Genomic DNA, 23,374 nt, shown 5'->3' on the forward strand with positions numbered 1-23,374 from the left:
GCCGCGTCGGCGGCGTCGAGTGTCTCGGGAGCCGCCGCCGCGAGCAAAGCGGCGGCGCAGAGCGTCAACACGGCGACCGACGCGCTCACAAGCGCCAAGGCGAGCGCAAGTTCGCTCTCGACGAGCGCCGGCGGGTTGCTTTCGAATTGAACGTGTCGGAATGGTCCACCCGGCGGACCAATTCTTACCTCGTCTCACGCATGCGAGTCGCCCGCAAACAGCGCGAGATATCCTTCCGGGTCGACCGGCTTCCCGCCCACACGCACCTCGAAATGCAGATGCGGTCCCGTGGATCGACCCGTCGAGCCCACCTCGGCGATAGTCTCGCGCGGCTCGACCTGCTGTCCGACGCGCACTTCGATCTTCGAAGCGTGAGCGTATCGCGTGATAAAGCCGTTGCCGTGATCGATCTCGACCGTATTGCCATAGCCCGGCATCGGTCCGGCGTGGATCACGCGGCCGCCGGCGGCCGCGAGAATCGGCGTACCTGTCGGGGCGACCAGATCCACGCCCGGGTGGAAACTCAGGTGACGATTGAACGGATCCAGACGGTTTCCGAACGATGAACTCGTTCGTCCGAACGCGAGCGGACGACGCCCCGGAAAGGCTTCCCACGCCGCCTCGTGCTGCGCCGCGTCTTGTTCGAGCGCGTCAAGCGTCGTCGCCAGGCAGTCGAGTTCGTTGCTTCGGTTTCGCGGCTCCGGCCGCGCGTCGGCGGCCTGGCAAGGGCGGGGCGGAAGCTCTGGGCCGCCCGCTGCGTCGCTGGAGGCCGCGCGCACCGAGGCCACTGCGCTGGTCGCCGTGGCGCGCGGCGGTTTTGCGCGCAAGCGTTGATCGAACCCACTGAGCGTGTCCAACTGCGCAGCGAGCCGCTCCACGCGCGCATCGAGCGCGGCGTTCGACGCCTTCAGACGCGCGAGCTCATCGGCGTTGTAAGGGGCTCGGGCGTATCGGACGGCGGCGGGCTCCTGCGCACGCCGCATCTGAACGTCATACTGGCCCAGCGCGAGACCGCCTGCCAGCGCCAGCACCGCCACCGAGCAGGCAGTACCAACGATGGCGCGCAGCGCGCCTCGCCGCATCACGATGTAAAGATCGTTTTTCGAGCGCGAGATGACTGACACCACCCTTATCTCCCTGCAATCAGTGCGAGTTTTGAGATGGTAGGAGCGCGCCGGATCTCGGCCTATCGGACGAATCAGAGAAATTTGGGACAAGAGTCGATTCCGCGGCCTGCGCTATATCCGCTCATACATTCCGCCCTATATAAACAATAAAAATGTTTTGCTTTCATAGATGGTTCTTCTCCCTCAACATGAAGTGATCCGAAAAAGCACTGGAGCGAGACATGGAAAGCACCGCGGATTTGAAGCGCTATGAATTGCTGATCAATGGCGAGTTCGTCCCGCCGAGCGGAGGCGACTACTCGACGAACCTCGATCCTTCGAACGAGAATCCGATCGCCCACGTCGCGCAAGGCACATCCGCCGATGTCGACCGCGCGGTGCAGGCGGCGCGCGCCGCGCTCAAGCCGTGGAATGCGATCCGCGCCGCCGAACGCGGCCGAATCCTGATGAAGCTTGCCGATCTCCTGCGCGAAAATCAGGAAGAACTCGCGGCGCTCGAAAGTCTCGATGCCGGCAAGCCGATCTCCGGTGTACAACGCCAGGACGTGCCCGCCGCCATCGATACGCTCGCCTACTATGCCGGCTGGTGCGACAAGATCAACGGCCAGGTCGTGCCCGCACGCCCCGACGCGCTGACCTACACCGTGCGCGAGCCGATCGGCGTCGTCGCGGCGATCGTGCCGTGGAATTTCCCGCTGATGATCGGCATGTGGAAGATCGCGCCCGCGCTCGCGTGCGGCTGCACGCTGATCGTCAAGCCGGCCGAAATCACGCCGCTTTCGGCGCTGATGGTCGGGCGGCTCGCGCTGGAAGCCGGCGTGCCGCCGGGCGTGCTCAACATCGTGACCGGCAAGGGCTCGGTCGTCGGCGATTCCCTCGTCGCGCATCCGGGCGTCGACAAGGTGACGTTCACCGGCTCGCCGTCCGTCGGGCGCGGCATTCTGCAGGGCGCGGCGGGCAACTTCAAGCGCGTCACGCTCGAACTAGGCGGCAAGTCCGCCAACGTGATCTTCGCCGATGCGAACATCGACGGCGCCGTGCGCGCGGCCGCATCGGGCATCTTCTTCAACGCGGGGCAAGTCTGCTCGGCGGGCTCGCGCATTCTCGCGCAGCGCGCCGTCTACGACGAAGTCGTCGAGCGCCTCGCCCAGCGCGCGCAGACGATCAAGCTCGGCGATCCGTCCAAACGCGAAACCAACATGGGCCCGCTCATTTCCGCCAAGCAGATGAAGAGCGTGCTCGACTACGTGGACATCGGCACGGGCGAGGGCGCCTCGCTCGTGACAGGCGGCAAGCGCGCGGGCGAACGCGGCTATTTCGTGGAGCCGACGGTGTTCGCCAACGTCGAGCACGAGATGCGCATCTCGCAGGAAGAGATTTTCGGGCCGGTCGCGAGCGTGATCCCCTTCGACGACGAAGCCGACGCGCTGCGCATCGCCAACGGCACCGCGTACAGTCTCGCAGCGGGCGTCTGGAGCGCGGATATCGGCCGCGTGCATCGCATGGCCGCGGAATTGAAAGCGGGCACGGTCTGGGTCAATACCTACGGTTTCACGGACGTGCGCCTGCCGTGGGGCGGCGGCGGCGACTCGGGCTTCGGCCGCGAACATGGCGACGTCGCCATCGAGAATTTCACCGAGCCGAAGGCGGTCTGGGTGGCGCTGACGCCTTGACGGAATGAACGCCGCGGCCAACCGCGGCGAAAGGGAAACGGGCGGTCCGACTCATCGAACCGCCCGTTTGGATCGGAAAGACCCGTCAGACGCGCGCCGTTTCCTCGTTGCGCGCCCGCCAGAGCCGCGCCCGCTGCGTGCTGTCTTCATATTGGACCGTGTTTTGCCGGCAGGCTTCGATTGTCGAATTCTTGCGCTCGACGATCGCCTGGCAAAGAAACTCGGCGCTGTAGGCCGTCAGCAAATGCGGAGAATGGGTTGCGATGTACTGTGCGATCTTCCCGTAATCGCTATCCGCCGATGCCAGCGCGCGATACGTCTGCACATCCCAGCGGAACATCAGGTCGAGTTCTTCGAAAGCCGTGTTGAACGCGCAGACTTGCGCCTGAAGTTCGCGGTCATCGTCGTGCGTTGCATGGATCATGATCGTCTCCTGTATGGCCGTGGGGCTTGAATGCAGGATAGAAAAGTCAATCCATATACGATAGTTAAAGTTTTTTCGCTTATCTATTCAGAAAAAATTATGCGTTCGGTTTGCCCGTCTTCGCGACGATTTGCGTGATCGCTTCGATCTGCGCTGCGCCTTCTTCGATCAGAAACTGCTTGAACGCAAGCGCTACCGGCGGTAGCCGCTTGTTGTTCCGATGCACGACGAACCAGTTGAGCATCACGGGAAAGCCCTCGATATCGAGCACCGCCAGCTTTCCGACCTGCAATTCCATGCTGATCGTGTGCGCGGACAAGAAGCTCAGGCCCATGCCGGCGATCACCGCCTGCTTGATCGTCTCCGTGCTGGTGATTTCCATCGCGACGTTAAGGTTCGGCAGCCGTCCGCCGAATCCTTCTTCCATCGAATTCCAGGTGTCGGAGCCACGCTCGCGCACGATGAACGGTTCGTCGGCGAGCGCTTCGAGCGGCAAGTTCCTCCGTCCGACGAGCGGATGATCCGGCGGCGCGACGATCACGTACGGATGGGGCGCGAATGAGACGTTCACCGTGTCCATATCGCGCGGGGGGCGGACCATCACGGCGAGATCGGTGAGATTGTCGGACAGCTGATGCAGCAATTCCTCGCGATTGTGTACCGCGAGATTGAGCCGGACATCGGTATTGCGCTGCGTGAACGCGGCGAGCAAGCGGGGGAAAAAGTAATCGCCGGCGCTGATCACCGCGACGTTGAGCGTGCCGCCCGCGATGCCTTTGAGTCGGGCCATCGCATCGTCGGCTTCGCGGAATTGCTCCAGAATCGCGCGGCTGTAGTGAAGCATTTCATTTCCGGCCGGCGTCAGATAGATTTTCTTGCCGAGCTGCTCGAACAGCGGCAGCCCGGCGTGCTCCTCCAGTTGCTTCACCTGCGTCGAAACAGCCGGCTGCGTAAGGTAGAGCTCTTCAGCGGCGCGCGAGAAACTCAGTCGACGGGCGACGGTCTCGAAGATCTTGAGTTGACGCAGGGTGGCGTTGCGCAGCACAGCAATCCCTCATCCATTAACGATCACTAATTTATACAATAATTTTTTCTAACTTTCCTTAATCGTTTTTCTCCCCCACGATGCTTTCACGTCCGCGAAAGTTGTAAGGCGGACGGGTGCGCCAAGAACGAAGGGCCACGCCAGACCCCAGGCATCGGCCAGTTTGCCGCAAAGCAACATGAGCACACCCGCAGCATGGAAGCCCGCAAACGCTGCATAACCCATCCGGACTTTATTGGGAATCGCTTTGAAATGATTCTTCGATCGCCTGAAGCGGATGTTTGCCGGATGTGCGAATCGATCGCCCACCTCAAAACGCGCGACATGCGCAATACCCGTGACCGGCGGCCTCACGCCCATGCCGCCTGGACCGAGCATTTCCCCTGACCGACCGCTCGCCGCCGACGCACCGCGCCGGCTTCTCGCAGCACATCAAGCGCCGTACGAGCGCTAAGACAGATAACGGAGACAGACATGGCAAGCGCAGACACGGTTGTGTCCGGGCAATCGCACGGGCGTCACCACAACAGATGGATCCAGCTCGCAGTCGGCATCGTATGCATGGGGCTGGTCGCCAACCTCCAGTACGCATGGACTCTTTTCGTCGTTCCGATGGATGCGAAGCACCATTGGGGTCAAGCGGCGATTCAAACCGCCTTCACCATCTTCATCGTCACTGAAACGTGGCTCGTGCCCGTCGAGGGCTGGCTCGTCGATAAATTCGGACCGCGCCCGGTCGTGATGGGCGGCGCACTTTGCGCCGCCATCGGCTGGATGATCGACGCCCACGCCACCACGCTCACGCATCTGTACATCGCCGCCGTGGTCGCAGGTATCGGCGCCGGTTGCGTGTATGGCACCTGCGTCGGCACGGCGCTCAAGTGGTTCCCGGACAAGCGCGGTCTCGCGGCGGGCCTGACCGCTGCTGGCTTCGGCGCGGGCGCGGCTGTCACGGTGATTCCGATCTCGAACATGATCCAGAGCTCAGGCTACGAGCACGCGTTCATGTTCTTCGGCATCCTGCAGGGCGCGTGCATCTTCGTGCTCGCGCTGATGCTCGTGCGGCCGAATCCGCCGAAAGGCATCGTGCCGGCCAAGCGCATCGTGTCGACGAAGATCGACTACACGACAGGACAGATGGTGCGCTCGCCGCTCTTCTGGGTGCTGTATCTGATGTTCGTGTTCGTCGCGGCGGGCGGCGTGATCGCGACCGCGCAGTTCGGGCCGATCGCGAAGGAATACGGCTTCGCCAAGATGCCGGTGAATCTGCTCGGCGTAACGCTGCCGCTGCTCGCGATGACGCTGTCCATCGACAATCTGTGCAACGGCTTCACGCGTCCGCTGTGCGGCTTCATCTCGGACAAGATCGGCCGCGAAAACACGATGTTCATCATCTTTCTCGGTGAAGGCGTCGCGCTGCTCGGGCTGATGGAGTTCGGCCACAATCCGTATCTCTTCATGCTGTTCGCGGCGATGACGTTCCTCTGCTGGGGCGAAATCTTCTCGATCTTCCCGGCGACCTGCGCGGACACCTTCGGCAGCAAGTACGCCGCCGCCAACGCGGGCACGCTCTACACCGCGAAAGGCACGGCGTCGATGCTGGTGCCGCTGGCTTCGGTGCTCGCGTCGATCGGATCGTGGAACGCGGTGTTCATCACGGCGGCGGTGACGTCGATCGCGGCGGGACTGTGCGCGAAATTCGTTCTCGCGCCGATGCGAAAGCGCTGGATCGAAAACACGCTCACGGAAGAGTCGTCGGCCGAATCGTCGATCAACGCGTCGTTACGGACCGGCTCGATTCAATGAAACAGGGCACGCCGACGTTGAGCGTATCGCTGCATCAACTGAGGCTTTTCGTCACCCTCGCGCGGCATCGCAGCTTCACGCGCGCGGGCGACGATCTCGGCATCACCCAATCGGCGGTGAGCCGCAGCATTCGCGAACTCGAAGATGAAATCGCGCTGCGGCTCTTCGATCGCACGACGCGTCAGGTCGCGCTCACCGAAACCGGACGCAAGCTGCTCGCCCGCATTGCGCCGCTCGTCGAGGAACTGGAAGCGACTCTGCGGCCGCGCGCGCAAGAGGGCGGCGAGCCGGGCGTCGTCAATCTCGCGAGCAGTTGCGCTCTCACGGCGAGCGTTTTGCCCGCGATGCTCGCATCGTGTCGCGAATGTCTGCCTGAAGTCACGATCATCGTGATGGATCGGCCGCAAAACGCCGTGCTGCAACTCGTGCGTTCGGGCGAGGCGGAACTGGGCGTCGCGATCGCGCCCGACAATCTCGACGAACTCGCCGCCGAGCCTCTTTTCGCCGATGGACTTGCTGCCGTCGTCAGCGCGTCGCATCGACTGAGCGCGGCGGCGGGCATCGACTGGCAGCAGTTGCGCGGCACGCCGCTTCTCCTGCTCGACGATGACACCGGCAGCCTGGGCGCCATCGAGGCTGCGCTCGCGCTGCACGGCGTCGCGGGCGCGGTGCGCCAGAAATTCACGCAAGCTGCCGCGGTTGCGCGCATGGCGGAAGCCGGCCTCGGCGTCGGTATCCTGCCGATGCACGCGCGCGCTGCCATCGACTGCGCACAGACGCGCATCATCCCGCTCGTGCCGGACACGTCGCGCACGATCATGCTCGTACGGCGCAAGAGCCGCGCGCTGCGCTCGAGCGCGGCGAACGTCTGGTCACACATCGTCGCATCCTCGTCGCATACTTTCATCTCGGGTCAGGCCGTCGAGGTCTGACCGACTTCTTGCCGCTGAAGGAAGCCCGCCGCGCATCTCGCGCATGCGGGTTTTCGCTCGTCTGCGAGCGCACGATTCGCCTTGTCCTGTCTGCACTCGGAATGTAGTATCTTGTATATCAGAGAGATATAAAGCTACAACCCTCAGGAGACGAACCATGAAGATCTGCGTGTACGGCGCCGGAGCGATCGGCGGCTATATGGGCGCGCAACTGGCGCGAGCGGGTGCGGACGTCAGTTTCGTCGCGCGCGGGCCGCATCTCGCGGCGATGCAGGCGAACGGCGTCAAGCTCCGGATCGATGGCGAGGAGCACACCGTCAAGGTGCGCTGCACGAACAATGCCGCCGAACTCGGCCCGCAGGATTACGTGATCGTCGCGCTGAAGGCGCATTCGATTCCGGGCGTCGTCGATCTGATTCCGCCGCTGCTCGGCCCGGAAACCGCGATCGTCACGGCCGTCAACGGTCTGCCTTACTGGTATTTCTACAAACACGGCGGCGAGCTCGAAGGCACGAAACTGCAGAGCGTCGATCCTGGCGGCCGCCAGTGGGACGTGTTCGGTCCGGAACGCGCGATCGGCTGCGTGCTGCTGCCGGCGGCGGAAATCGCGGAGCCGGGCGTCATCGAACATCACTACGGCAAGAAATTTCCCATCGGCGAGCCGAGCGGCGAAATCACGCCGCGTCTGCAGGCGCTGCACGACATGATGGCGAAGGCGGATATGGAAGCGCCGATGCGCGACAACATCCGCGATGAAATCTGGCTGAAGCTCTGGGGCAATCTGTGCTTCAACCCGATCAGCGCGTTGACCGGCGCGACGCTCGACGTGCTCACGAGCGATCCCGGCACGCGCGCGCTCTCGAAGGCGATGATGCTGGAGGCGAAGGCGATCGGCGACAGGATCGGCGTGAATTTCCGCGTCGACGTTGAGCGGCGCATCAACGGCGCGGGCGCGGTCGGCGCGCACAAGACGTCGATGCTGATGGACTGCGAGGCCGGACGCCCGATGGAAATCGATCCGCTGATGACCGTCGTGCAGGAAATCGGCCGCCTCGTGCACGTCGAAACGCCGATGCTCGATGCCGTTCTCGCATTGATCAAGCTGCGCGAAGGCGTGAATCAGGGCACGGCGAAGCCGCTGCCGCTCCCGCAATCTCAAAAAGCCGCCTAAACTGCAGACGAAGGGACCAGCGTTGTTTCTGATATACAAGATTCAAAATACTTGCGTGCTGTTGCGATGCAGCATATACTGAGGGCTCTTGAGTGATTCAACTGGAGCCTGAAATGAGCATCGCCCTGCTGGTTGTTGTCGGATTCGCGCTGGTTGCCGTTGGTGTAGGTGTTACGTTTATGATTGCGTCGGCCGTGCCGCAAAGCATGCTGCAGCGCGCACAGGATCACGGTCGCTTCGCCGGTCTCGCGGCGGATGACCAGAACGGCGGTTCGGGCAAGCGTGTCGACGCTCGCCGTCCGCACTTGGGAAATCAAGCCATCAATGCCATCTGATACTCAATCCGTAGATAGTCCGGAAGTTCGCCCCGATGTACGTCCGCCCGGGCTGACGCTTTCGCTGGAGCCGATCAATGCCACGGTTTCGCTGCGCGATCAGGCGTACGCGAAGCTGCGGCAGGCGATCGCCGAGGCGGACATCTATCGTTCGCGGGAAGAAATCCGTCTCGACGAGAAAGAACTGACCGAAGCGCTCGGCGTGTCCCGCACGCCGATTCGCGAGGCCATGACGCTGCTCGAGCAGGAAGGTTTTCTGCGCACGGTGCCGCGCCGCGGCGTCTATATCTTGCGCAAGACCAAGCGCGAGATCGTCGAGATGATTCACATGTGGGCGGCGCTGGAAAGCATGGCGGCGCGCCTCGCGACGCAGCGCGCGACGGACGAGGAAATCGCCCATCTGCGCCACATGTTCGACAATTTCCGCGACTCGACGCCCGCCGAGCATATCGACGAGTATTCGGAAGCGAATATCGCGTTCCATTCGGCGATCGTGCGGCTGTCGAAGTCGGAAATCATCTTCGACACGATCAAGAACATCTTCGTGCACGTCCGCGCGATCCGTAAGATGACGATCTCGCAGAGCGATCGGGCGTCGCGCTCGATCGTCGATCACATGCGGATCATCGAGGCGCTGGAGAAGCGCGACACGGAGCTGGTCGAGCGGCTCGTGAAGCAGCATTCGCTCGATCTGGCGGCGTTCGTCGAGGCGAATTGCGACTTTCTGGACTGATGACGGATTGAGTTGGAAAGCAAAAAACCGCATGGTGTTCGCCGTGCGGTTTTTTTATTTCGTCGTCGATCGAAACGGTGATGCGCGAAGCGGATAGTCGTCGCTCGGCAGCGCGCCGCGCGTCTCGACGGGCACGAAGCCGGGCGCATGACTCGGAGACGGCGCGACGGCTTGCGATGTCGCGAACGACAGGGCAGTGACCTGGCCGATGCGCAAGGCCACCGCCATCGCAGAGTCGAGGTAGACGAACATGGCGCGGAAAAAAGGCGCAAGTCTATCGATGCTGCCCTTTCTCAGCAATAGCGCGCGCCGTTGCGCGGCCCGCGCCGGTTGCCCGCGTGACTAACGCATCGCGTGCAGCATCGTTTCGCCGAGCGCGGCCGGCGAATCGGCGACGTGAATGCCCGCCGATTTCATCGCGTCGATCTTCGCGCTGGCCGTGCCCGATCCGCCCGAGATGATCGCGCCCGCGTGACCCATGCGGCGTCCCGGCGGCGCGGTCGTTCCGGCGATGAAACCGACCACTGGCTTCGTCGTCTTCGCGTCCTTGAGAAACTGCGCGGCTTCTTCCTCCGCCGATCCGCCGATCTCGCCGATCATGATGATGCCCTCGGTCGCATCGTCCTCCAGAAAGAGCGACAGGCAATCGATGAAGTTCGTCCCGTTCACCGGATCGCCGCCGATACCGATGCACGTCGTCTGCCCGAGGCCGGCCGCGGTCGTCTGCGCGACGGCCTCATAGGTCAGCGTGCCCGAACGCGATACGACGCCGATCTTCCCCGGCCGGTGAATATGCCCCGGCATGATGCCGATCTTGCACTGCCCCGGCGTGATGACGCCCGGACAGTTCGGCCCGACGAGCCGGCTCGACGAACCGCTCAACGCGCGCTTCACGCGCAGCATGTCGAGCACCGGAATGCCTTCCGTGATGCAGACGATGAACGGCACCTGCGCGTCGATGGCTTCGAGAATCGCATCGGCGGCGAAGGGCGGCGGCACATAGATGACGGAGGCGTCGGCGCCCGTTTTCGCGACGGCATCGGCGACGGTGTCGAACACGGGCAAGTCCAGATGCGTCGTGCCGCCTTTGCCCGGCGTCACGCCGCCGACCATGCGCGTGCCGTACGCGATCGCCTGTTCGGAATGAAACGTGCCTTGCGCGCCGGTGAAGCCCTGGCAGATGACCTTCGTATCTTTATTGATGAGAACGCTCATTGGGCCACTCCTTGAGCGACGGCGCTGACGATCTTGTCGGCGGCATCGGCGAGATTTTCGGCGGGGATGATGGTGAGACCGGACGTGCGCAGAATCTCGCGGCCCGCATCGACATTCGTGCCTGCGAGGCGCACGACGAGCGGCACGCTCAGATCGATCTCGCGCGCGGCCGCGACGACGCCTTGCGCGATCACGTCGCAGCGCATGATGCCGCCGAAGATGTTGACGAGAATGCCCTGCACCTTCGGGTCGCGCAGGATCAGCTTGAACGCGGTCGCGACGCGCTCCTGGGTCGCGCCGCCGCCGACGTCGAGAAAGTTCGCCGGCTCGCCGCCGTAGAGCTTGATGATGTCCATCGTGGCCATCGCGAGGCCCGCGCCGTTCACCATGCAGCCGATATTGCCGTCGAGCTTGACGTAGTTCAGACCGTGCTTCGCCGCTTCGATTTCGGCGGGATCTTCCTCGTCCTCGTCGCGCAGTTTCTCGATGTCGGGATGGCGATACAGCGCGTTGTCGTCGAAATTGAGCTTCGCGTCGAGCGCCATCACGTCGCCGGAGCCGGTCACGACGAGCGGATTCACTTCCACGATCGACGCATCCAGATCGACGAACGCCTGATACAGCGCCGTGATGAACTTCGACGCAGCCTTGATCTGATTGCCGGTGAGCCCGAGTCCGAACGCGATCTGGCGCGTGTGAAAGGGCTGAAGCCCGGTCGCCGGATCGATCGCGACCTTGAGAATTTTTTCCGGCGTGCGATGCGCGACTTCCTCGATCTCCATGCCGCCTTCCGTCGACGCCATGATCGTGATGCGCGAGTTGGCGCGGTCGACCAGCATGCCGAGATACAGCTCGCGCGCGATATCGCAGCCTTCTTCGACGTAGAGCCGCTTCACTTCCTTGCCCGCCGGCCCCGTCTGCTTGGTCACGAGCACGGACGCGAGCATCTTCTGCGCGTTCTCGCGCACTTCGTCGACCGACTTCACCACGCGCACGCCGCCTTTTCCGTCCGGATCGTTGGCGAAGCGCCCGGCGCCGCGGCCGCCCGCGTGAATCTGCGACTTCACGACCCAGACGGGTCCGGGCAGCGCGCGCGCCGCATCGGCGGCCTCCGTCGCGGAAAAGGCGACGCGGCCCTCCGGAACCGCGACGCCGTACTTTCGCAGCAGCGCCTTCGCCTGATATTCGTGGATGTTCATCTCGTCTCCTGATGTCCTCTGATGGGAATGAGCGAGCCGAGCAACAGGATCGTCGGCGCGCTGAAATACTGTATATCAGATTTCACGACGCGCAAAAACTTTCGTTTGCGGGCTTTTGCAGCGTTAAACGAGTGCTTAACGGGCCGAGGCAGACGACGGTGATTGATGCACTGCAGAATTAAAAATCGGTCGAGCGTTGCTCACAGCGGCGTTCAAGGGATCGTGCGCTGCATCACAGGGTTTTCATCGACCGGCGGACGGTTGACTAATACTGTGTGTGGAATATTGTATATCACAGGAGACGGGTCGCTTTGCGGTCCGACGGTCTACGCGCTCCGGGCACGACGGCGCGGGACGATGTACAAATAATTGTGAATCTATAAACGTCGAAAGAGAGTGGGAGACAAAGCCATGACGGTGAACACATCTGGCAAGGCGCTGGACGGCGTGCGAATCCTGGACTTCACGCACGTTCAGTCGGGACCGACCTGCACGCAGTTGCTCGCGTGGTTCGGCGCCGACGTCATCAAGGTCGAGCGCGCGGGTTCGGGCGACATCACGCGGGAGCAGTTGCGCGATATCCCCGACGCCGACAGCCTCTACTTCACGATGCTCAACCACAACAAGCGCTCGATCACCATCGACACGAAGAATCCGGAAGGCAAGAAGGTGCTCGAGACGCTCGTGAAGAAGTGCGACGTGCTCGTCGAGAACTTCGCCCCGGGCGCGCTCGATCGCATGGGCTTCACGTGGGAGCGCATCCAGGAACTGAATCCGCGGATGATCGTCGCGTCGGTGAAGGGCTTCGGCCCGGGACCGTACGAAGATTGCAAGGTGTATGAGAACGTCGCGCAGTGCGCGGGCGGCGCGGCGTCGACGACCGGTTTCGAAGACGGTCCGCCGACCGTCACCGGCGCGCAGATCGGCGATTCGGGCACGGGCCTGCATCTGGCGCTCGGCATCGTCACGGCGCTGTATCAGCGCAACACGAGCGGACGTGGCCAGAAAGTGCTCGCCGCGATGCAGGATGGCGTGCTCAATCTCTGCCGCGTGAAATTGCGCGACCAGCAGCGCCTCGAACGCACTGGCGTGATGAAGGAGTACCCGCAATATCCGAACGGCACGTTCGGCGAAGCCGTGCCGCGCGCGGGCAACGCATCGGGCGGCGGCCAGCCGGGCTGGATTCTCAAGTGCAAGGGCTGGGAGACCGATCCGAACGCGTACATCTACTTCATCACGCAGGCGCCGGTCTGGGGTGAAATCTGCAAGGTGATCGGCAAGGAGGAATGGATCGATCATCCGGATTACAAGACGCCGAACGCGCGCCTGCCGCATCTGAAGCAGATTTTCGAGGAAATCGAGCGCTGGACGATGTCGAAGACCAAGTTCCAGGCGATGGAAATCCTCAACAAGCACGACATACCGTGCGGCCCGATCCTGTCGATGAAGGAAATCGCCGAAGAGCCGTCGCTGCGAAAGACGGGAACGGTCGTCGAAGTCGATCATCCGGTGCGAGGGAAGTATCTGACGGTCGGCAATCCGATCAAATTGTCCGACAGTCCGACCGAAGTCGTGCGCTCGCCGCTGCTCGGCGAACACACCGACGAAGTCATGGCCGAACTCGGCTACACGCCGGATCAGATCGCCACGCTGAAGAGCCTCGGCGCGATCTGAGCACATTGCCTTGCACTGACGTCCGCCTTCGAAAGAGGGCGGCGCAGGCCCCTGCACGCCCCTATAACGGAGACGCACCAAATGAACAGCACGGTTGCCCAGGACCGCGGCGAAGCAGCCAATTCATCCACGCACGCGGCGGCGGTCGTTCCGCTCCACGCGCCCGACGCGAAACGCCGCGTCGCGGAAGTGTTCGCCCGAGTGAAGGCGGAAGGCCGCACGTCGCTGACCGCGCCGGAAGGCAAACTCGTCTGCGATGCATACGGCATCGCGGTGCCGCAGGAAGGCGTCGCGAAATCGGCAGACGATGCCGCGAAGCTCGCGTCGTTCATCGGCTTTCCGGTGGTGCTGAAGATCGTTTCGCCGGAAATCCTGCACAAGACCGAAGCGGGCGGCGTGCTCGTCAACCTGAAGAATGAAGCCGATGTGCGTGCCGGTTTCGACACGATCATCTCGAACGCGAAGAAGTACGACCCGAAGGCGACGCTTGTCGGCGTGCAGGTTCAGCAGATGGTCGGCGCGGGGCAGGAAGTCATCATCGGCGCGGTGACGGACCCGTCGTTCGGCAAGCTGATCGCGTTCGGTCTCGGCGGCGTGCTTGTCGAAGTGCTGAAGGACGTGACGTTCCGGCTCGCGCCCGTCACGCGCGAAGAAGCCGCATCGATGCTCGACGGCATTCAGGCCGCAGAAGTGCTGCGCGGCGTGCGCGGCGCCGAACCGGTACATCGCGAGGCGCTGATTACCCTGATCGAGCGCGTGTCCCGTCTCGTCGACGATTTCCCGCAAATCTCCGAGATGGACCTGAATCCGGTGTTCGCGAGCCCGAACGGCGCGGTCGCGGCGGACGTGCGCATCGTGATGGATTTCGCGCCCGCCGAACCGCGCTATCGGCCGACGCAAGAGCAGATCGTCGCGCAGATGAACCGCATCATGAAGCCGGATGCGGTCGCGGTGATCGGCGCGTCGAACGAGGACGGCAAGATCGGCAATTCGGTGATGAAGAACCTCATCAACGGCGGCTATCAGGGCACGATCTATCCGATTCACCCGAAAGCCGACGAGATCATGGGCCGCAAGGCGTACAAGAGCGTGAAGGACGTGCCCGGCGTGATCGATGTCGCCGTGTTCGCGATTCCCGCGAAGTTCGTGGCTCAGGCGCTCGTCGAAGTCGGCGAGAAGAAGATTCCGGGCGCGGTGCTGATTCCGTCGGGCTTCGCGGAAACGGGCAATCACGAAGGTCAGGAAGAGATCGTCAAAATCGCGCGGCAATACGACATCCGCATGATGGGCCCGAACATCTACGGCTTTTACTACACGCCGAAGAATCTTTGCGCGACGTTCTGCACGCCGTACGACGTGAAAGGCAAGGCGGCGCTGTCGTCGCAGTCGGGCGGCATCGGCATGGCCATCATCGGGTTCTCGCGTTCGGCGAAGATGGGCGTTTCCGCGATCGTCGGTCTCGGCAACAAGAGCGATATCGACGAAGACGATCTGCTCACGTTCTTCGAGCAGGACGACAACACCGAAATCATCGCGCAGCATTGCGAGGATCTGAAGGACGGCCGTGCGTTCGCCGAAGCCGCAAAGCGCGTGTCGAAGAAGAAGCCGGTCGTCGTGCTGAAAGCGGGGCGCACGAGCCTCGGCGCGCGCGCGGCCAGCTCGCATACGGGCGCGCTCGCGGGCAACGACAAGATCTACGAAGACGTCTTCGAGCAATGCGGCGTGATCCGCGCGCGGTCGCTGCGCGATCTGCTCGAGTTCGCGCGCGGCATTCCGAAGCTGCCGACGCCCAAAGGGGAGAACACGGTCATCATCACGGGCGCGGGCGGCTCGGGCGTGCTGTTGTCGGACGCATGCGTCGACAACGGCCTCTCGCTGATGGCGATGCCCGACGATCTCGATGCCGCGTTCCGCAAGTTCATCCCGCCGTTCGGCGCGGCCGGAAATCCCGTCGACATCACCGGGGGCGAGCCGCCGTCGACGTACAAGAACACGATCCGCCTCGGGCTCGAGGACGATCGCATCCATTCGATCATCCTCGGCTACTGGCACACGATCATCACGCCGCCGATGGTCTTCGCGAAACTCGTCATCGAAGTGAAGGAGGAGATGAAGGCGCTCGGCATCGAGAAGCCGATCGTGGCGTCGCTCGCGGGCGACGTGCAAGTGGAAGAGGCCGCGGAATACCTGTACGAGCATGGCGTGCCGGCCTACGCTTATTCGACGGAACTGCCCGTTGCCGTGCTCGGCGCGAAGTACAAGTGGGCGCGCGGCGCAGGTTTGATCTGAGGTTTGGAGGAGGGGACAGGGGCGCGGACCACGTATGTCCGCGCCCTTTATAAGGGAGACACACTTGACACACTGGATTCGTTTTCGGGATGCCGGCGGCAGCATCGGTTTCGGTACGCTCGATCAGCATTCTGGCCGCGTCGTGCAGCACGACGGCGCGATGTTCGACAATCCGCGCCCGACCGACATGTCGTTCGCCGTCGACGACCTGACGCTGCTCGCGCCCTGTCAGCCGAGCAAGGTCATCGCGCTGTGGAACAACTATTACGCGCTGTCGCAGAAGCTCGACAAGGCGCCGCCGCAGCATCCGCTCTTTCTCATCAAGCCGCCGATGTCGGTGATCGGGCCGGGCGAGTCGATCCGCCGGCCGAAGAGCTATCACGGCAAGATCGCGTACGAGGGCGAACTCGGCATCGTGATCGGCAAGACGGTGAGCGGGGCGTCCGTGGAGGAAGCCGAAAGCGCGATCTTCGGCTATACGTGCGTGAACGACGTCACCGCGATCGAGCTGCTGCAGGAAGATCCCAACTTCGCGCAATGGTGCCGCTCGAAGGGCTTCGACACGTTCACCTGCCTCGGGCCGGCGATCGTCACGACGGGCAACGGCTTCGACTGGCGCACGGCGAGCGTCGTCACGACACTCGAAGGCGTCGAGCGCCAGAACTATCCGCTCGACGACATGATTTTCTCGCCCGCCGAGCAAGTGAGCATGCTGTCGCAAGACATGACGCTCGTTCCCGGCGACGTGATCGCGTGCGGCACGTCTATCGGCGTCGGCTCGATCAAGGACGGCGCGCGCGTGGATGTGTCGATCGCCGGAATCGGCACGCTGTCGAACGTGCTCGAAGCATGATCGCGGATGGACTCGCGGGCGCGCTCTGCGTGCTCGCGGCGCTGTCGGCGGGTTCGTCGATGCGTGCGTCGCGCGGAAGGCGGGAAACGGGCGCGCTGCTTGCCGCCGCGTGCTTCGCGAGCGGCGCATCGGGCGGAACCGCGCTCGTGCTTGCGCTGGTCGCGGGATTCATCGGGTATCGATCCGCGCGTGCGACGCCGGGTGTATCGGCGCAATCGCTCTTCGCGACGATGGCGTTCGTCGCGTGGGCGCTGCCGGGCCCGGACAGCGCGTATGCGGTGCTGGCGGGCGGCGCGCTGGCGGCATTGGCTTGCGTCGTCGTTCGCCGGCACACGAACGGAGCAAGCGCGAACCTTCAATCGATGCATCTCGCCTGCGCAGGCGCATGCGCGGCGTTCGCCTATGTGCTCGGCGTTCAGTCGGACGTGATTTCCGTCATCGCGATGCTCGCGCTCATCGGCGCGCACTTGTCGCTCGCGATGGGCGGCAACGCGGCCACGCCGGTCGCATACGCGATGAGCGCGGCGGCGGCTGGCGGACTTGCGCTCGCGGCAGCGATCGGCGGTTCGCATGGCGCGCTCGTCGTGGCGGCAGTCGCGATCGCCGTCGGCTGCACGCGGTCGGCGACGCTCGTCGGCATCGTGCGCGAGACGCCATGAAACGACAAAGCCGGCGCAACCTTCGCGCCGGCTTTGCATCGCGATGCCCGAGACACATCAGCGATCGCGATTCCACAACGCGCCGAGCACGAAGCCGACGGCCGCCGCGATCAGCACGCCCTGAATCGGCTGGCTCGCGACCGCGAGACGCACGTTGTCGACGGTCTGACCATAACTTTGCTGCAAGTTGCCGTAAGCCTGCCGCACCTTGCCTTCGGCTTGCGTGCCTTCATCGCCCGTCAGTGCGCCGACTGCGTCCTGCACTTTGCCGACGACCTTCTGTGCCGCGCCTTCCACTTGATCCTGCACCATGGTGCCTCCCTTCGGTTGAGCGGTTTCTCGTAAATCCGGATTCGCCGGAACGCTCATCAGCAGCACGCAGCGTGCCCGGGCCAATTCAGGCCGAACCGATCAGTCCCTTCACGGCGTCGATCAAATCGTCGATAGAAAGCGGCTTGCGGCGAAACTGCGCATGCGGATGCTCGAGCGCCGGCGCATGCGCCGCCGCGCTCATGAGGATCACCGGCACGCGTGCGAGGGCGTCGCTCGCGGCCAGTTGACGGATCAGTTCGACGCCGTCCATGTGCGGCATCATCCAGTCGGTGATGACGAGCGCGGGCGGATTCGAGCGCGCCGCGTCGAGCGCGGTCCGTCCGTTGGACGCGGTCGAAACTTCGTAGCCCTCCATTTCGAGCACGAGGCGCCACGTGGTCAGAATGTCGAATTCATCGTCGACGACGAGGATCTTCTTCATGCGCGCGCGCCGGGGTCCGACACAGACAGCGCGGGCGCGGCGATCGACGGGTGTCCGGACAAGATACCCGTCGAGCCAATGAAGCCTTCGCTGATATGCAGGCCGCGCGAGTCGATCGTGAGACGGCGGATCGCCGAATCGTGCGGGCCTTCGCGCTGCTTGACGATCGACACCATGCGATACAGCGAGGAATTCGCCTCGACATAACGCATGAGCACGATGTTCTCGGTCATCGCGGACGCGCGCAACGTCGTGGGCTGCACCGAATCGCCGTAGAGCGGCATTTCCTCGGTGAGCAGCGTCGTCACGCCCGCGTCGCGCAGACGGTGCGTGAGCGCGTTGAGGAAGAGGCCGAAACGCTCCGTGCGGTTCGCGGACTGAAAAAAGCCGTCGATGCCGTCGACCACGAGCCGCGACGCATTCGTGTTCCGCACCGCGGTCATCAGTTCGACGGCGAGCTCGTCGATTGCGAGTTCGACAGCCGGATGCCAGCGGATCGCGAGACGTCCGTCCTGCACGGCCGGCGCGAGATCGATGCCGACCGACAACGCTTTGGCGAGAAGCCGCTCGGGCGATTCGTAGAGGCCGAAGTAGACGCAGCGCTCGCCGCGTTCGACGCCCGCCTGCAGGAACTTGAGCGACAGCAGCGTCTTGCCGATGCCCGATGGCCCGACGAGCGTCGTCGTCGAGCCGCGCACGATGCCGCCGCCGAGCATCTGGTCGAAATCGGGAAAGCCGAAGCTCAACTTGTTCTTGAAGTCCGGCGCGCCGTCATCGTTCGCGGGCGACGCCTCGATGCGCGGAAAGGTCACGAGACCGTTCTCCGTGATCTTGAAGAAGTGCTTGCCGAGCAGATGATCGCGGGCGCGCAGCTTGTGGACTTCGATTTCGCGGGCACGCCGCATGCCGGTGTTGTAGCGGTTCAGTTCGATGAGCCCGTCGACGAGCGTGTGCTCCGGATGCGGCTCGTTGCCCGAAAGCGGCGCGAGGATCAGCGTCGTGCAGCGCGCGGCGCTCACGAACGCCGAAAGCTCGTGGATGAACTGCGAGAGTTCGAGTTCCGTCGAGCTGAATTCGCGCGCGCTGCGAAAGCCGTCGATGACCATGAAACGCGGCCGGCTCGTCTTGATCGTCGCCGCAATCAGCGCGAGAAAGCCGGACAGGCCGTCGCGCATCAGTTCGTGATAACCGGAGACGAAGAGCATCCGGTCGGAGATGGCGTCGGCGTTGTAGAACGACAGTCCGCGAAGATGAGACAAAAGCTTGGTGTGCGATTCGGCGATCAGCGTGATGTACAGGACCATGTCGCCCTGCGCGACGCGATGAAAGCCGATCTGCGATGAAAGAATCGTCTTGCCCGCGCCCGCCATGCCTTCGATCAGATACAGGCCGCCCTCGACGAACCCGCCGCCCAGGATGTCATCCAGGCCCGCGACGCCCGTCGTCACGTTGCCGTCGTTGGCCGCGTGTTGCCGGGGTTGAGCGGTGGAGTGCTTGTCGTCTTGGTTCATGGGATTTTCTTTTTTACTCGGCGTACCGGCTTTTTTGAGAAGGCGAATTATGGCTGACTATTGGCAAGCCGTGCTGGAAGCCATACCGCTCATGCCCGCCGTCGCGCCTTTGCGTGCGCGGTTTTGGGCGGCCACGCGCCTTTGCGTCGTCGCTGCGGCCTTTTGAAGCGAGCCCGCCGGGGCCGCGCGCGGGCGAATGCATCATGCACGCATTTTCTGCGCCCGAGCGTTTTGCGGATGGGAGCGATTGCCCGCCAACAGGAATTCTTTGAGAACTGTCTCATGGGCACTCGGAGCAGCGGGTGATGAAATGACGAACGTCTTACAGGGGCGCCGTGTTTTCTCCCGCCGCTTCACTCCGGCGCTCGCGCGCCTTCATTGCCTTCATCTCGCCATGCACCGTTCGCACTCGATTCCGGGCGCTCTTGCGCTCGCCGCCAGCTTTTTTGTTCTTTTTGCCGCGACAGCTTCGGCCGCCGCGCCGCACGCCACCGAAAGCCTGCCCGACGCGCGCATTCTCTCGGCCGCGCCTTTCGTTTTCCACGGCGACCGCCATATTTTTTCGCGCATGTCCGTGGAGCCGTCCGATTCGCGCATCTTCATGCCGGTCGAAACGATCCGCAACCTGAGCGAGCCGCGTTTGTCGCAAGTAAGTTTCAAGCGCACATCGACCATTTAAAGACGCACGGATTAACGGCGTTCGAATGAAGTATTGAGTCGTCTGGAATCGATTGCCTTGCCGCGCCATAATTCTTTCCGGGCGACGCGCGTTGCCGTTACGGAAAATCGCAATGAAGCGCTGGGTAATTGCGGAAATCGTGCTGATTGCCGCCGGTTTGTCCGGTCCGTTGGCGCGGGCCGCTGATTCATCGCCGATGAGGCCCGAAGCGGCTATTGCGAGCAATGGCGATGTCGCGGAACTCGAGAATCTGCTTGCCGCCGGGAAAATCACGGCGTTACGCAGGACGTTGAATGGCAGTTATGGCGCGAGTCTCTCGTATTATCCCGACGAGATGATCTATTACGCCGCGCTGTTTCAGCAAAGCAATATCTGGCGCGTGTTCAAAACGCAAAATGACGCGCGGGCCGAAACGGTCTATGCGGATTTCGCCAAGACGTCGAACACGCTCGCCGATGCGGAAATAAAGCGCATCAAGCTCGAAGCGGAGAAGGCATATGCGGACCGGCAGATCGCCGCCCAGCAGGCGCGCGCGAACCGGCTGCAAGCCGATCTCGATATTGCACGCGCGCAGCAAAATCAGGTGACGAGTTATCAAGTGGAGCAGCAGAATGCGATCCGCGAACTTCGCACGGAGCAGGCAGCGGCGCAGGCGCAACTTCGCGCGCTGCAGATCCGCGTGCAGGAGCTTCAGAAGCAATCCGACGGCGACCTTCCGGTCCCGTCCAAATAGGGCTTTCGATACGAGTGCCGCCGGCCTTGTATTTGGGAGTTGTCCGCTTAAATCGCACGAATTGTCACGCTACAATCGCGCAGCTTTCGGATTGCTTATCGAACGTTTGGCGCACCCGAAATCGATCCATCATTTTTCACGTCACCTTTGGGTTGTTCCCCGGCCCGGAATCGAGGTGCGCGCTCAGCGGCTCGCACTTTGAAATTGACTTGCATGACCACCAAGATGCTCACGAAAACCCTTGCTGTTAGTCTTATCGCCGCTGCCGTACTTGCGGGCTGTTCGTCCACGTCGGGACCGGCCTTCAATATCAGCGAAATTCAAACGTCGGATGGCCAGAAGGCTTTTCGCGCCGAATGCTACGGTCTGTTCGAAAACGGCAGCGCCTGCATGACCGCGGCTCAAAAGATGTGCGGCGATCAAAAGGTGAACGTGCTTCAGACGCTCGCCGGAACGAAGACGCCGAGCGATCCGCGCAACGTAATCTTCAACTGCGTGACGCCGCCTCAGCCGGTCGTTGCAACGCCGGAACCGGCGCCAGCGAAGGCCCCGGCTGTCGTGCCGCGCAAGATTTCGCTCGACGAAAAGACGAACTTCGCCTTCGACAGCGCCGCGTTGACGCCGAAGGCCAGGAGCATTCTGGATAAGCTCGTCGCCGACTCGAAGGGTGCGAATTTCGCGTCCGTCACGGTCGAGGGCTACACGGATTCGATGGGCCCGGATGCCTACAACCTCGGTCTGTCCCAGCGTCGCGCGCAGGCCGTGCTCGACTACCTGAAGGGACATGGCCTGAGCGCCGAGAACTTCGCGATGAAGGGTTTCGGCAAGGCCAATCCGATTGCGTCGAACGCAACGAGCGTCGGGCGTGCGGAAAATCGTCGTGTGGAAGTGATGCTTACGCCGTAATTCATCATCGGACGATGTCGAAAAAAAACCCCCGCGAACCGATGGTTCGCGGGGGTTTTTGTTTTGTCGCCGACTGTGCGCTGCTTCAGAAGAGCGCGAGTTGTTCGCGCCCCGGACCGCCCTCCAGCGTGAGCAAATGGCGTTTGCGTTCGACGCCGCCCGCATAGCCGGTCAATTCCCCGTCGACGCCGATCACGCGATGACACGGCACGATGATCGCGACCGGATTGCGTCCGTTCGCGCCGCCGACGGCCCGCGATGCGCCCGCGGGCAAGCCGAGCCGGCGCGCGAGATCGCTGTACGTCCACGCGTCGCCGAAAGGGATCTGGCAAAGCGCGTCCCAGACTTGTCGCTGAAAGGGTGTTCCGCGAAACTGCACCGCAATCGAAAACTTCCGACGCGTACCCGCGAAGTATTCGCCGACCTGCTCGCGCGCATCGGCAATCACGCGGGATCTCGGCGCTGTCTCCGACAGCGTCGGCGCGTGCAGACTATCGGGAAAATACTTCTGTCCGATGAAGAAGAGACCCGTCAGACATTCGTCTTCGGCGCGATACAAAATGTGCCCGAGCGGGCTCGGGCCGACATGGCATTCGATCACTTCGATTCTCCGCGCGGCTGTCTTCGGCGACGGCCGCTTCAGATGAACGGATTATCGGCGGTGCCTGACGGCGCATCCGGCTCGTCGGGCAGCTTCGCGGGCAGCGACGCATCGCTTTGCAACGCTTCGACGATCGCACCGATCGCCTTCTGAAGCGCCAGCGCGTTCGCGAGTCCGGCCTTGTCGCGGGCGATCGTCAAATTGCCGCTGATCGTGAGGCGCTTCACGCCGTTCTCGATGTTGATCGCGTCGCCCGCGATGTTCATCACATCCGTATCGTTTGCAAATGGCTTAAACACCGCGCAATCCTCCAATTCGCTTGTCCTTCAGTCCGTCCGGGATGCCGGGAAACGCGAGTCCGCTCATCGCTTCCAGTTCGTGCACGGTTTTCATCGTGTACGTGTTCGTCGGCGTATTTTCGATCACGACCGCGAACGCGATCTGACGCTGCGGCAAATAGACTACTTTATACAGTTGCGTGGGCACGAACACGCGCGATTCGCCGATCGTCTGCAACTGACGTCCCGAGAAGAGCGGCCCGGTGACGACATACGCTTCGCCCGATTCCTCCGTGAGCCTGCGCACCGCTTGCTCGATGCGCGACCAGATGCGCCGGTTGTTCGACGGATCCTGCGGGACGATGTTCGCGAGCGAGAACGATTCGGCCATGCCTTTCTTGCTTGCGCGATCGCCCGCGGGACTCATGTGGCCGCGGTCGTAACCGCTCCTCTTGTAGTCGGACAGTTGCGCGGCCTCGTCGGGCGGCAGACGTTTGTCGACGAAGAAGCGATTCGTGCGCGTGTTGTTCTTCGCCTGGTCGACACTGCTCGCGGTCAGATGTTCCGCCGACCACAGCGGCCCTTTCGTGATGCCGGAGTGCAGCAGCGCGAAGTCGGAATAGCAGACTTCCTGCGTCGACGCGCGCATCTTCGAATTGACGACGACCGGCGCGCGGCCGTTCGGGCTGAACTGCGGACAGTCGCTCGCGGATGCGCTGATGCACGCGAATGCGAGGAGCGCGGCGGCGAATGCCTTGATGCGGAATTGCATGCTTG

General features: G+C 63.0%; 26 protein-coding genes. 13 read left to right on the forward strand and 13 right to left on the reverse strand.

Going from position 1 to position 23,374, the window contains the following annotated elements; translation table 11 throughout:
- Window positions 1-194: 194 nt before the first annotated feature.
- Complete coding sequence (locus NCS02_RS15265; RefSeq protein WP_502800880.1) at window positions 195-1,127, reverse strand: M23 family metallopeptidase; 933 nt, start codon at window positions 1,125-1,127, stop codon at window positions 195-197.
- A gap of 221 nt (window positions 1,128-1,348) precedes the next feature.
- On the opposite strand from NCS02_RS15265, the gene NCS02_RS15270 reads away from it, so the two are divergent.
- On the forward strand, window positions 1,349-2,800 hold the full coding sequence (locus tag NCS02_RS15270) for an aldehyde dehydrogenase family protein (RefSeq protein ID WP_008353906.1): 1,452 nt from the start codon (window positions 1,349-1,351) through the stop codon (window positions 2,798-2,800).
- A gap of 85 nt (window positions 2,801-2,885) precedes the next feature.
- Here the strand turns inward: NCS02_RS15270 and NCS02_RS15275 are convergent, their stop codons facing one another.
- From NCS02_RS15275 to NCS02_RS15285, 3 genes are all read right to left on the reverse strand, one after another.
- Window positions 2,886-3,224: a hypothetical protein gene (locus NCS02_RS15275; protein ID WP_008353905.1), complete on the reverse strand. Its 339-nt coding sequence runs from the start codon at window positions 3,222-3,224 to the stop codon at window positions 2,886-2,888.
- A gap of 97 nt (window positions 3,225-3,321) precedes the next feature.
- Window positions 3,322-4,266 carry a LysR family transcriptional regulator gene (locus NCS02_RS15280; RefSeq protein ID WP_033536098.1) on the reverse strand — a complete coding sequence of 315 codons (945 nt, stop codon included), beginning with the start codon at window positions 4,264-4,266 and terminating at the stop codon, window positions 3,322-3,324.
- A 51-nt stretch (window positions 4,267-4,317) separates the two neighbouring features.
- Entirely contained in the window at window positions 4,318-4,647 is a 330-nt protein-coding gene (locus tag NCS02_RS15285; protein WP_250440432.1) for a hypothetical protein, read from the reverse strand.
- A 96-nt stretch (window positions 4,648-4,743) separates the two neighbouring features.
- Here NCS02_RS15285 and oxlT point away from each other — a divergent pair, with 96 nt between their 5' ends.
- The 5 genes from oxlT to NCS02_RS15310 all read left to right on the forward strand — a co-directional run bounded on the left by oxlT (window position 4,744) and on the right by NCS02_RS15310 (window position 9,246).
- Window positions 4,744-6,075: an oxalate/formate MFS antiporter gene (oxlT, locus tag NCS02_RS15290; RefSeq protein ID WP_008353903.1), complete on the forward strand. Its 1,332-nt coding sequence runs from the start codon at window positions 4,744-4,746 to the stop codon at window positions 6,073-6,075.
- The gene (locus tag NCS02_RS15295) at window positions 6,072-7,007 is read left to right on the forward strand and encodes a LysR family transcriptional regulator (protein ID WP_250502748.1); all 936 of its coding nucleotides are present in this window, start codon (window positions 6,072-6,074) and stop codon (window positions 7,005-7,007) included. Before oxlT ends, NCS02_RS15295 begins: the two co-directional genes overlap by 4 nt.
- A gap of 157 nt (window positions 7,008-7,164) precedes the next feature.
- Window positions 7,165-8,178, forward strand: coding sequence for a 2-dehydropantoate 2-reductase (locus tag NCS02_RS15300; RefSeq protein ID WP_008353901.1), 1,014 nt, complete (start codon window positions 7,165-7,167; stop codon window positions 8,176-8,178).
- 113 nt (window positions 8,179-8,291) lie between these two features.
- On the forward strand, window positions 8,292-8,513 hold the full coding sequence (locus NCS02_RS15305) for a hypothetical protein (protein WP_051079075.1): 222 nt from the start codon (window positions 8,292-8,294) through the stop codon (window positions 8,511-8,513).
- A complete protein-coding gene (locus NCS02_RS15310) occupies window positions 8,503-9,246 on the forward strand; it encodes a GntR family transcriptional regulator (RefSeq protein ID WP_008353900.1) in 744 nt (247 codons plus the stop codon). Before NCS02_RS15305 ends, NCS02_RS15310 begins: the two co-directional genes overlap by 11 nt.
- 54 nt (window positions 9,247-9,300) lie before the next feature.
- Here NCS02_RS15310 and NCS02_RS15315 read toward each other — a convergent pair whose 3' ends face one another.
- The 3 genes from NCS02_RS15315 to sucC form a co-directional block, all read right to left on the reverse strand.
- A complete protein-coding gene (locus tag NCS02_RS15315) occupies window positions 9,301-9,498 on the reverse strand; it encodes a hypothetical protein (RefSeq protein ID WP_250481840.1) in 198 nt (65 codons plus the stop codon).
- A 90-nt stretch (window positions 9,499-9,588) separates the two neighbouring features.
- Entirely contained in the window at window positions 9,589-10,461 is an 873-nt protein-coding gene (gene sucD, locus NCS02_RS15320; RefSeq protein ID WP_008353897.1) for a succinate--CoA ligase subunit alpha, read from the reverse strand.
- Window positions 10,458-11,660 carry an ADP-forming succinate--CoA ligase subunit beta gene (sucC, locus tag NCS02_RS15325; RefSeq protein ID WP_175983078.1) on the reverse strand — a complete coding sequence of 401 codons (1,203 nt, stop codon included), beginning with the start codon at window positions 11,658-11,660 and terminating at the stop codon, window positions 10,458-10,460. Before sucC ends, sucD begins: the two co-directional genes overlap by 4 nt.
- A 411-nt stretch (window positions 11,661-12,071) precedes the next feature.
- On the opposite strand from sucC, the gene frc reads away from it, so the two are divergent.
- The 4 genes from frc (at window position 12,072) to NCS02_RS15345 (ending at window position 17,135) form a co-directional block, all read left to right on the forward strand.
- Entirely contained in the window at window positions 12,072-13,334 is a 1,263-nt protein-coding gene (gene frc, locus NCS02_RS15330) for a formyl-CoA transferase (protein WP_008353895.1), read from the forward strand.
- Between the two features lie 81 nt (window positions 13,335-13,415).
- On the forward strand, window positions 13,416-15,623 hold the full coding sequence (locus tag NCS02_RS15335; RefSeq protein ID WP_250519874.1) for an acetate--CoA ligase family protein: 2,208 nt from the start codon (window positions 13,416-13,418) through the stop codon (window positions 15,621-15,623).
- Between the two features lie 64 nt (window positions 15,624-15,687).
- Window positions 15,688-16,476, forward strand: a complete 789-nt coding sequence (locus tag NCS02_RS15340) for a fumarylacetoacetate hydrolase family protein (RefSeq protein WP_250435532.1) — start codon at window positions 15,688-15,690, stop codon at window positions 16,474-16,476.
- On the forward strand, window positions 16,473-17,135 hold the full coding sequence (locus tag NCS02_RS15345; protein ID WP_250502750.1) for a hypothetical protein: 663 nt from the start codon (window positions 16,473-16,475) through the stop codon (window positions 17,133-17,135). The genes NCS02_RS15340 and NCS02_RS15345 overlap by 4 nt, the downstream gene beginning before the upstream one ends.
- A 57-nt stretch (window positions 17,136-17,192) precedes the next feature.
- Here NCS02_RS15345 and NCS02_RS15350 read toward each other — a convergent pair whose 3' ends face one another.
- From NCS02_RS15350 to NCS02_RS15360, 3 genes are all read right to left on the reverse strand, one after another.
- Window positions 17,193-17,447, reverse strand: a complete 255-nt coding sequence (locus tag NCS02_RS15350; protein WP_008353889.1) for a CsbD family protein — start codon at window positions 17,445-17,447, stop codon at window positions 17,193-17,195.
- 85 nt (window positions 17,448-17,532) lie between these two features.
- On the reverse strand, window positions 17,533-17,889 hold the full coding sequence (locus tag NCS02_RS15355) for a response regulator (protein WP_008353888.1): 357 nt from the start codon (window positions 17,887-17,889) through the stop codon (window positions 17,533-17,535).
- Entirely contained in the window at window positions 17,886-19,400 is a 1,515-nt protein-coding gene (locus NCS02_RS15360) for an ATPase domain-containing protein (protein ID WP_008353887.1), read from the reverse strand. Before NCS02_RS15360 ends, NCS02_RS15355 begins: the two co-directional genes overlap by 4 nt.
- A gap of 247 nt (window positions 19,401-19,647) precedes the next feature.
- On the opposite strand from NCS02_RS15360, the gene NCS02_RS15365 reads away from it, so the two are divergent.
- The 3 genes from NCS02_RS15365 (at window position 19,648) to NCS02_RS15375 (ending at window position 21,718) form a co-directional block, all read left to right on the forward strand.
- A complete protein-coding gene (locus NCS02_RS15365; protein WP_175983075.1) occupies window positions 19,648-20,079 on the forward strand; it encodes a hypothetical protein in 432 nt (143 codons plus the stop codon).
- Window positions 20,080-20,191: 112 nt separating this feature from the next.
- Window positions 20,192-20,812: a DUF2968 domain-containing protein gene (locus NCS02_RS15370; protein ID WP_250440438.1), complete on the forward strand. Its 621-nt coding sequence runs from the start codon at window positions 20,192-20,194 to the stop codon at window positions 20,810-20,812.
- Window positions 20,813-21,025: 213 nt separating this feature from the next.
- Window positions 21,026-21,718, forward strand: coding sequence for an OmpA family protein (locus NCS02_RS15375; RefSeq protein ID WP_008353884.1), 693 nt, complete (start codon window positions 21,026-21,028; stop codon window positions 21,716-21,718).
- An 85-nt stretch (window positions 21,719-21,803) separates the two neighbouring features.
- Here NCS02_RS15375 and NCS02_RS15380 read toward each other — a convergent pair whose 3' ends face one another.
- The 3 genes from NCS02_RS15380 to NCS02_RS15390 are packed head-to-tail and all read right to left on the reverse strand — an operon-like array spanning window position 21,804 to window position 23,369.
- Entirely contained in the window at window positions 21,804-22,319 is a 516-nt protein-coding gene (locus NCS02_RS15380) for a methylated-DNA--[protein]-cysteine S-methyltransferase (protein ID WP_250502751.1), read from the reverse strand.
- A 38-nt stretch (window positions 22,320-22,357) separates the two neighbouring features.
- A complete protein-coding gene (locus tag NCS02_RS15385; protein WP_033536088.1) occupies window positions 22,358-22,618 on the reverse strand; it encodes a hypothetical protein in 261 nt (86 codons plus the stop codon).
- Window positions 22,611-23,369 carry a DNA/RNA non-specific endonuclease gene (locus NCS02_RS15390; RefSeq protein WP_250435541.1) on the reverse strand — a complete coding sequence of 253 codons (759 nt, stop codon included), beginning with the start codon at window positions 23,367-23,369 and terminating at the stop codon, window positions 22,611-22,613. Before NCS02_RS15390 ends, NCS02_RS15385 begins: the two co-directional genes overlap by 8 nt.
- Window positions 23,370-23,374 lie beyond the last annotated feature (5 nt).

Source organism: Caballeronia sp. NCF2 (genome assembly GCF_023631205.1).
Taxonomy (GTDB): Bacteria; Pseudomonadota; Gammaproteobacteria; order Burkholderiales; family Burkholderiaceae; genus Caballeronia; species Caballeronia zhejiangensis.

What these genes read in the sequence shown, in the direction of transcription:
- NCS02_RS15270 (WP_008353906.1), top strand. Translation starts at nt 1,349, where the DNA reads ATGGAAAGCACCGCGGATTTGAAGCGCTATGAATTGCTGATCAATGGC.
- NCS02_RS15275 (WP_008353905.1), bottom strand. Translation starts at nt 3,224, where the DNA reads ATGATCCATGCAACGCACGACGATGACCGCGAACTTCAGGCGCAAGTC.
- NCS02_RS15285 (WP_250440432.1), bottom strand. Translation starts at nt 4,647, where the DNA reads ATGCTCGGTCCAGGCGGCATGGGCGTGAGGCCGCCGGTCACGGGTATT.
- oxlT (WP_008353903.1), top strand. Translation starts at nt 4,744, where the DNA reads ATGGCAAGCGCAGACACGGTTGTGTCCGGGCAATCGCACGGGCGTCAC.
- NCS02_RS15295 (WP_250502748.1), top strand. Translation starts at nt 6,072, where the DNA reads ATGAAACAGGGCACGCCGACGTTGAGCGTATCGCTGCATCAACTGAGG.
- NCS02_RS15300 (WP_008353901.1), top strand. Translation starts at nt 7,165, where the DNA reads ATGAAGATCTGCGTGTACGGCGCCGGAGCGATCGGCGGCTATATGGGC.
- NCS02_RS15305 (WP_051079075.1), top strand. Translation starts at nt 8,292, where the DNA reads ATGAGCATCGCCCTGCTGGTTGTTGTCGGATTCGCGCTGGTTGCCGTT.
- NCS02_RS15310 (WP_008353900.1), top strand. Translation starts at nt 8,503, where the DNA reads ATGCCATCTGATACTCAATCCGTAGATAGTCCGGAAGTTCGCCCCGAT.
- NCS02_RS15315 (WP_250481840.1), bottom strand. Translation starts at nt 9,498, where the DNA reads ATGTTCGTCTACCTCGACTCTGCGATGGCGGTGGCCTTGCGCATCGGC.
- sucD (WP_008353897.1), bottom strand. Translation starts at nt 10,461, where the DNA reads ATGAGCGTTCTCATCAATAAAGATACGAAGGTCATCTGCCAGGGCTTC.
- sucC (WP_175983078.1), bottom strand. Translation starts at nt 11,660, where the DNA reads ATGAACATCCACGAATATCAGGCGAAGGCGCTGCTGCGAAAGTACGGC.
- frc (WP_008353895.1), top strand. Translation starts at nt 12,072, where the DNA reads ATGACGGTGAACACATCTGGCAAGGCGCTGGACGGCGTGCGAATCCTG.
- NCS02_RS15335 (WP_250519874.1), top strand. Translation starts at nt 13,416, where the DNA reads ATGAACAGCACGGTTGCCCAGGACCGCGGCGAAGCAGCCAATTCATCC.
- NCS02_RS15345 (WP_250502750.1), top strand. Translation starts at nt 16,473, where the DNA reads ATGATCGCGGATGGACTCGCGGGCGCGCTCTGCGTGCTCGCGGCGCTG.
- NCS02_RS15350 (WP_008353889.1), bottom strand. Translation starts at nt 17,447, where the DNA reads ATGGTGCAGGATCAAGTGGAAGGCGCGGCACAGAAGGTCGTCGGCAAA.
- NCS02_RS15355 (WP_008353888.1), bottom strand. Translation starts at nt 17,889, where the DNA reads ATGAAGAAGATCCTCGTCGTCGACGATGAATTCGACATTCTGACCACG.
- NCS02_RS15360 (WP_008353887.1), bottom strand. Translation starts at nt 19,400, where the DNA reads ATGAACCAAGACGACAAGCACTCCACCGCTCAACCCCGGCAACACGCG.
- NCS02_RS15370 (WP_250440438.1), top strand. Translation starts at nt 20,192, where the DNA reads ATGAAGCGCTGGGTAATTGCGGAAATCGTGCTGATTGCCGCCGGTTTG.
- NCS02_RS15375 (WP_008353884.1), top strand. Translation starts at nt 21,026, where the DNA reads ATGACCACCAAGATGCTCACGAAAACCCTTGCTGTTAGTCTTATCGCC.
- NCS02_RS15390 (WP_250435541.1), bottom strand. Translation starts at nt 23,369, where the DNA reads ATGCAATTCCGCATCAAGGCATTCGCCGCCGCGCTCCTCGCATTCGCG.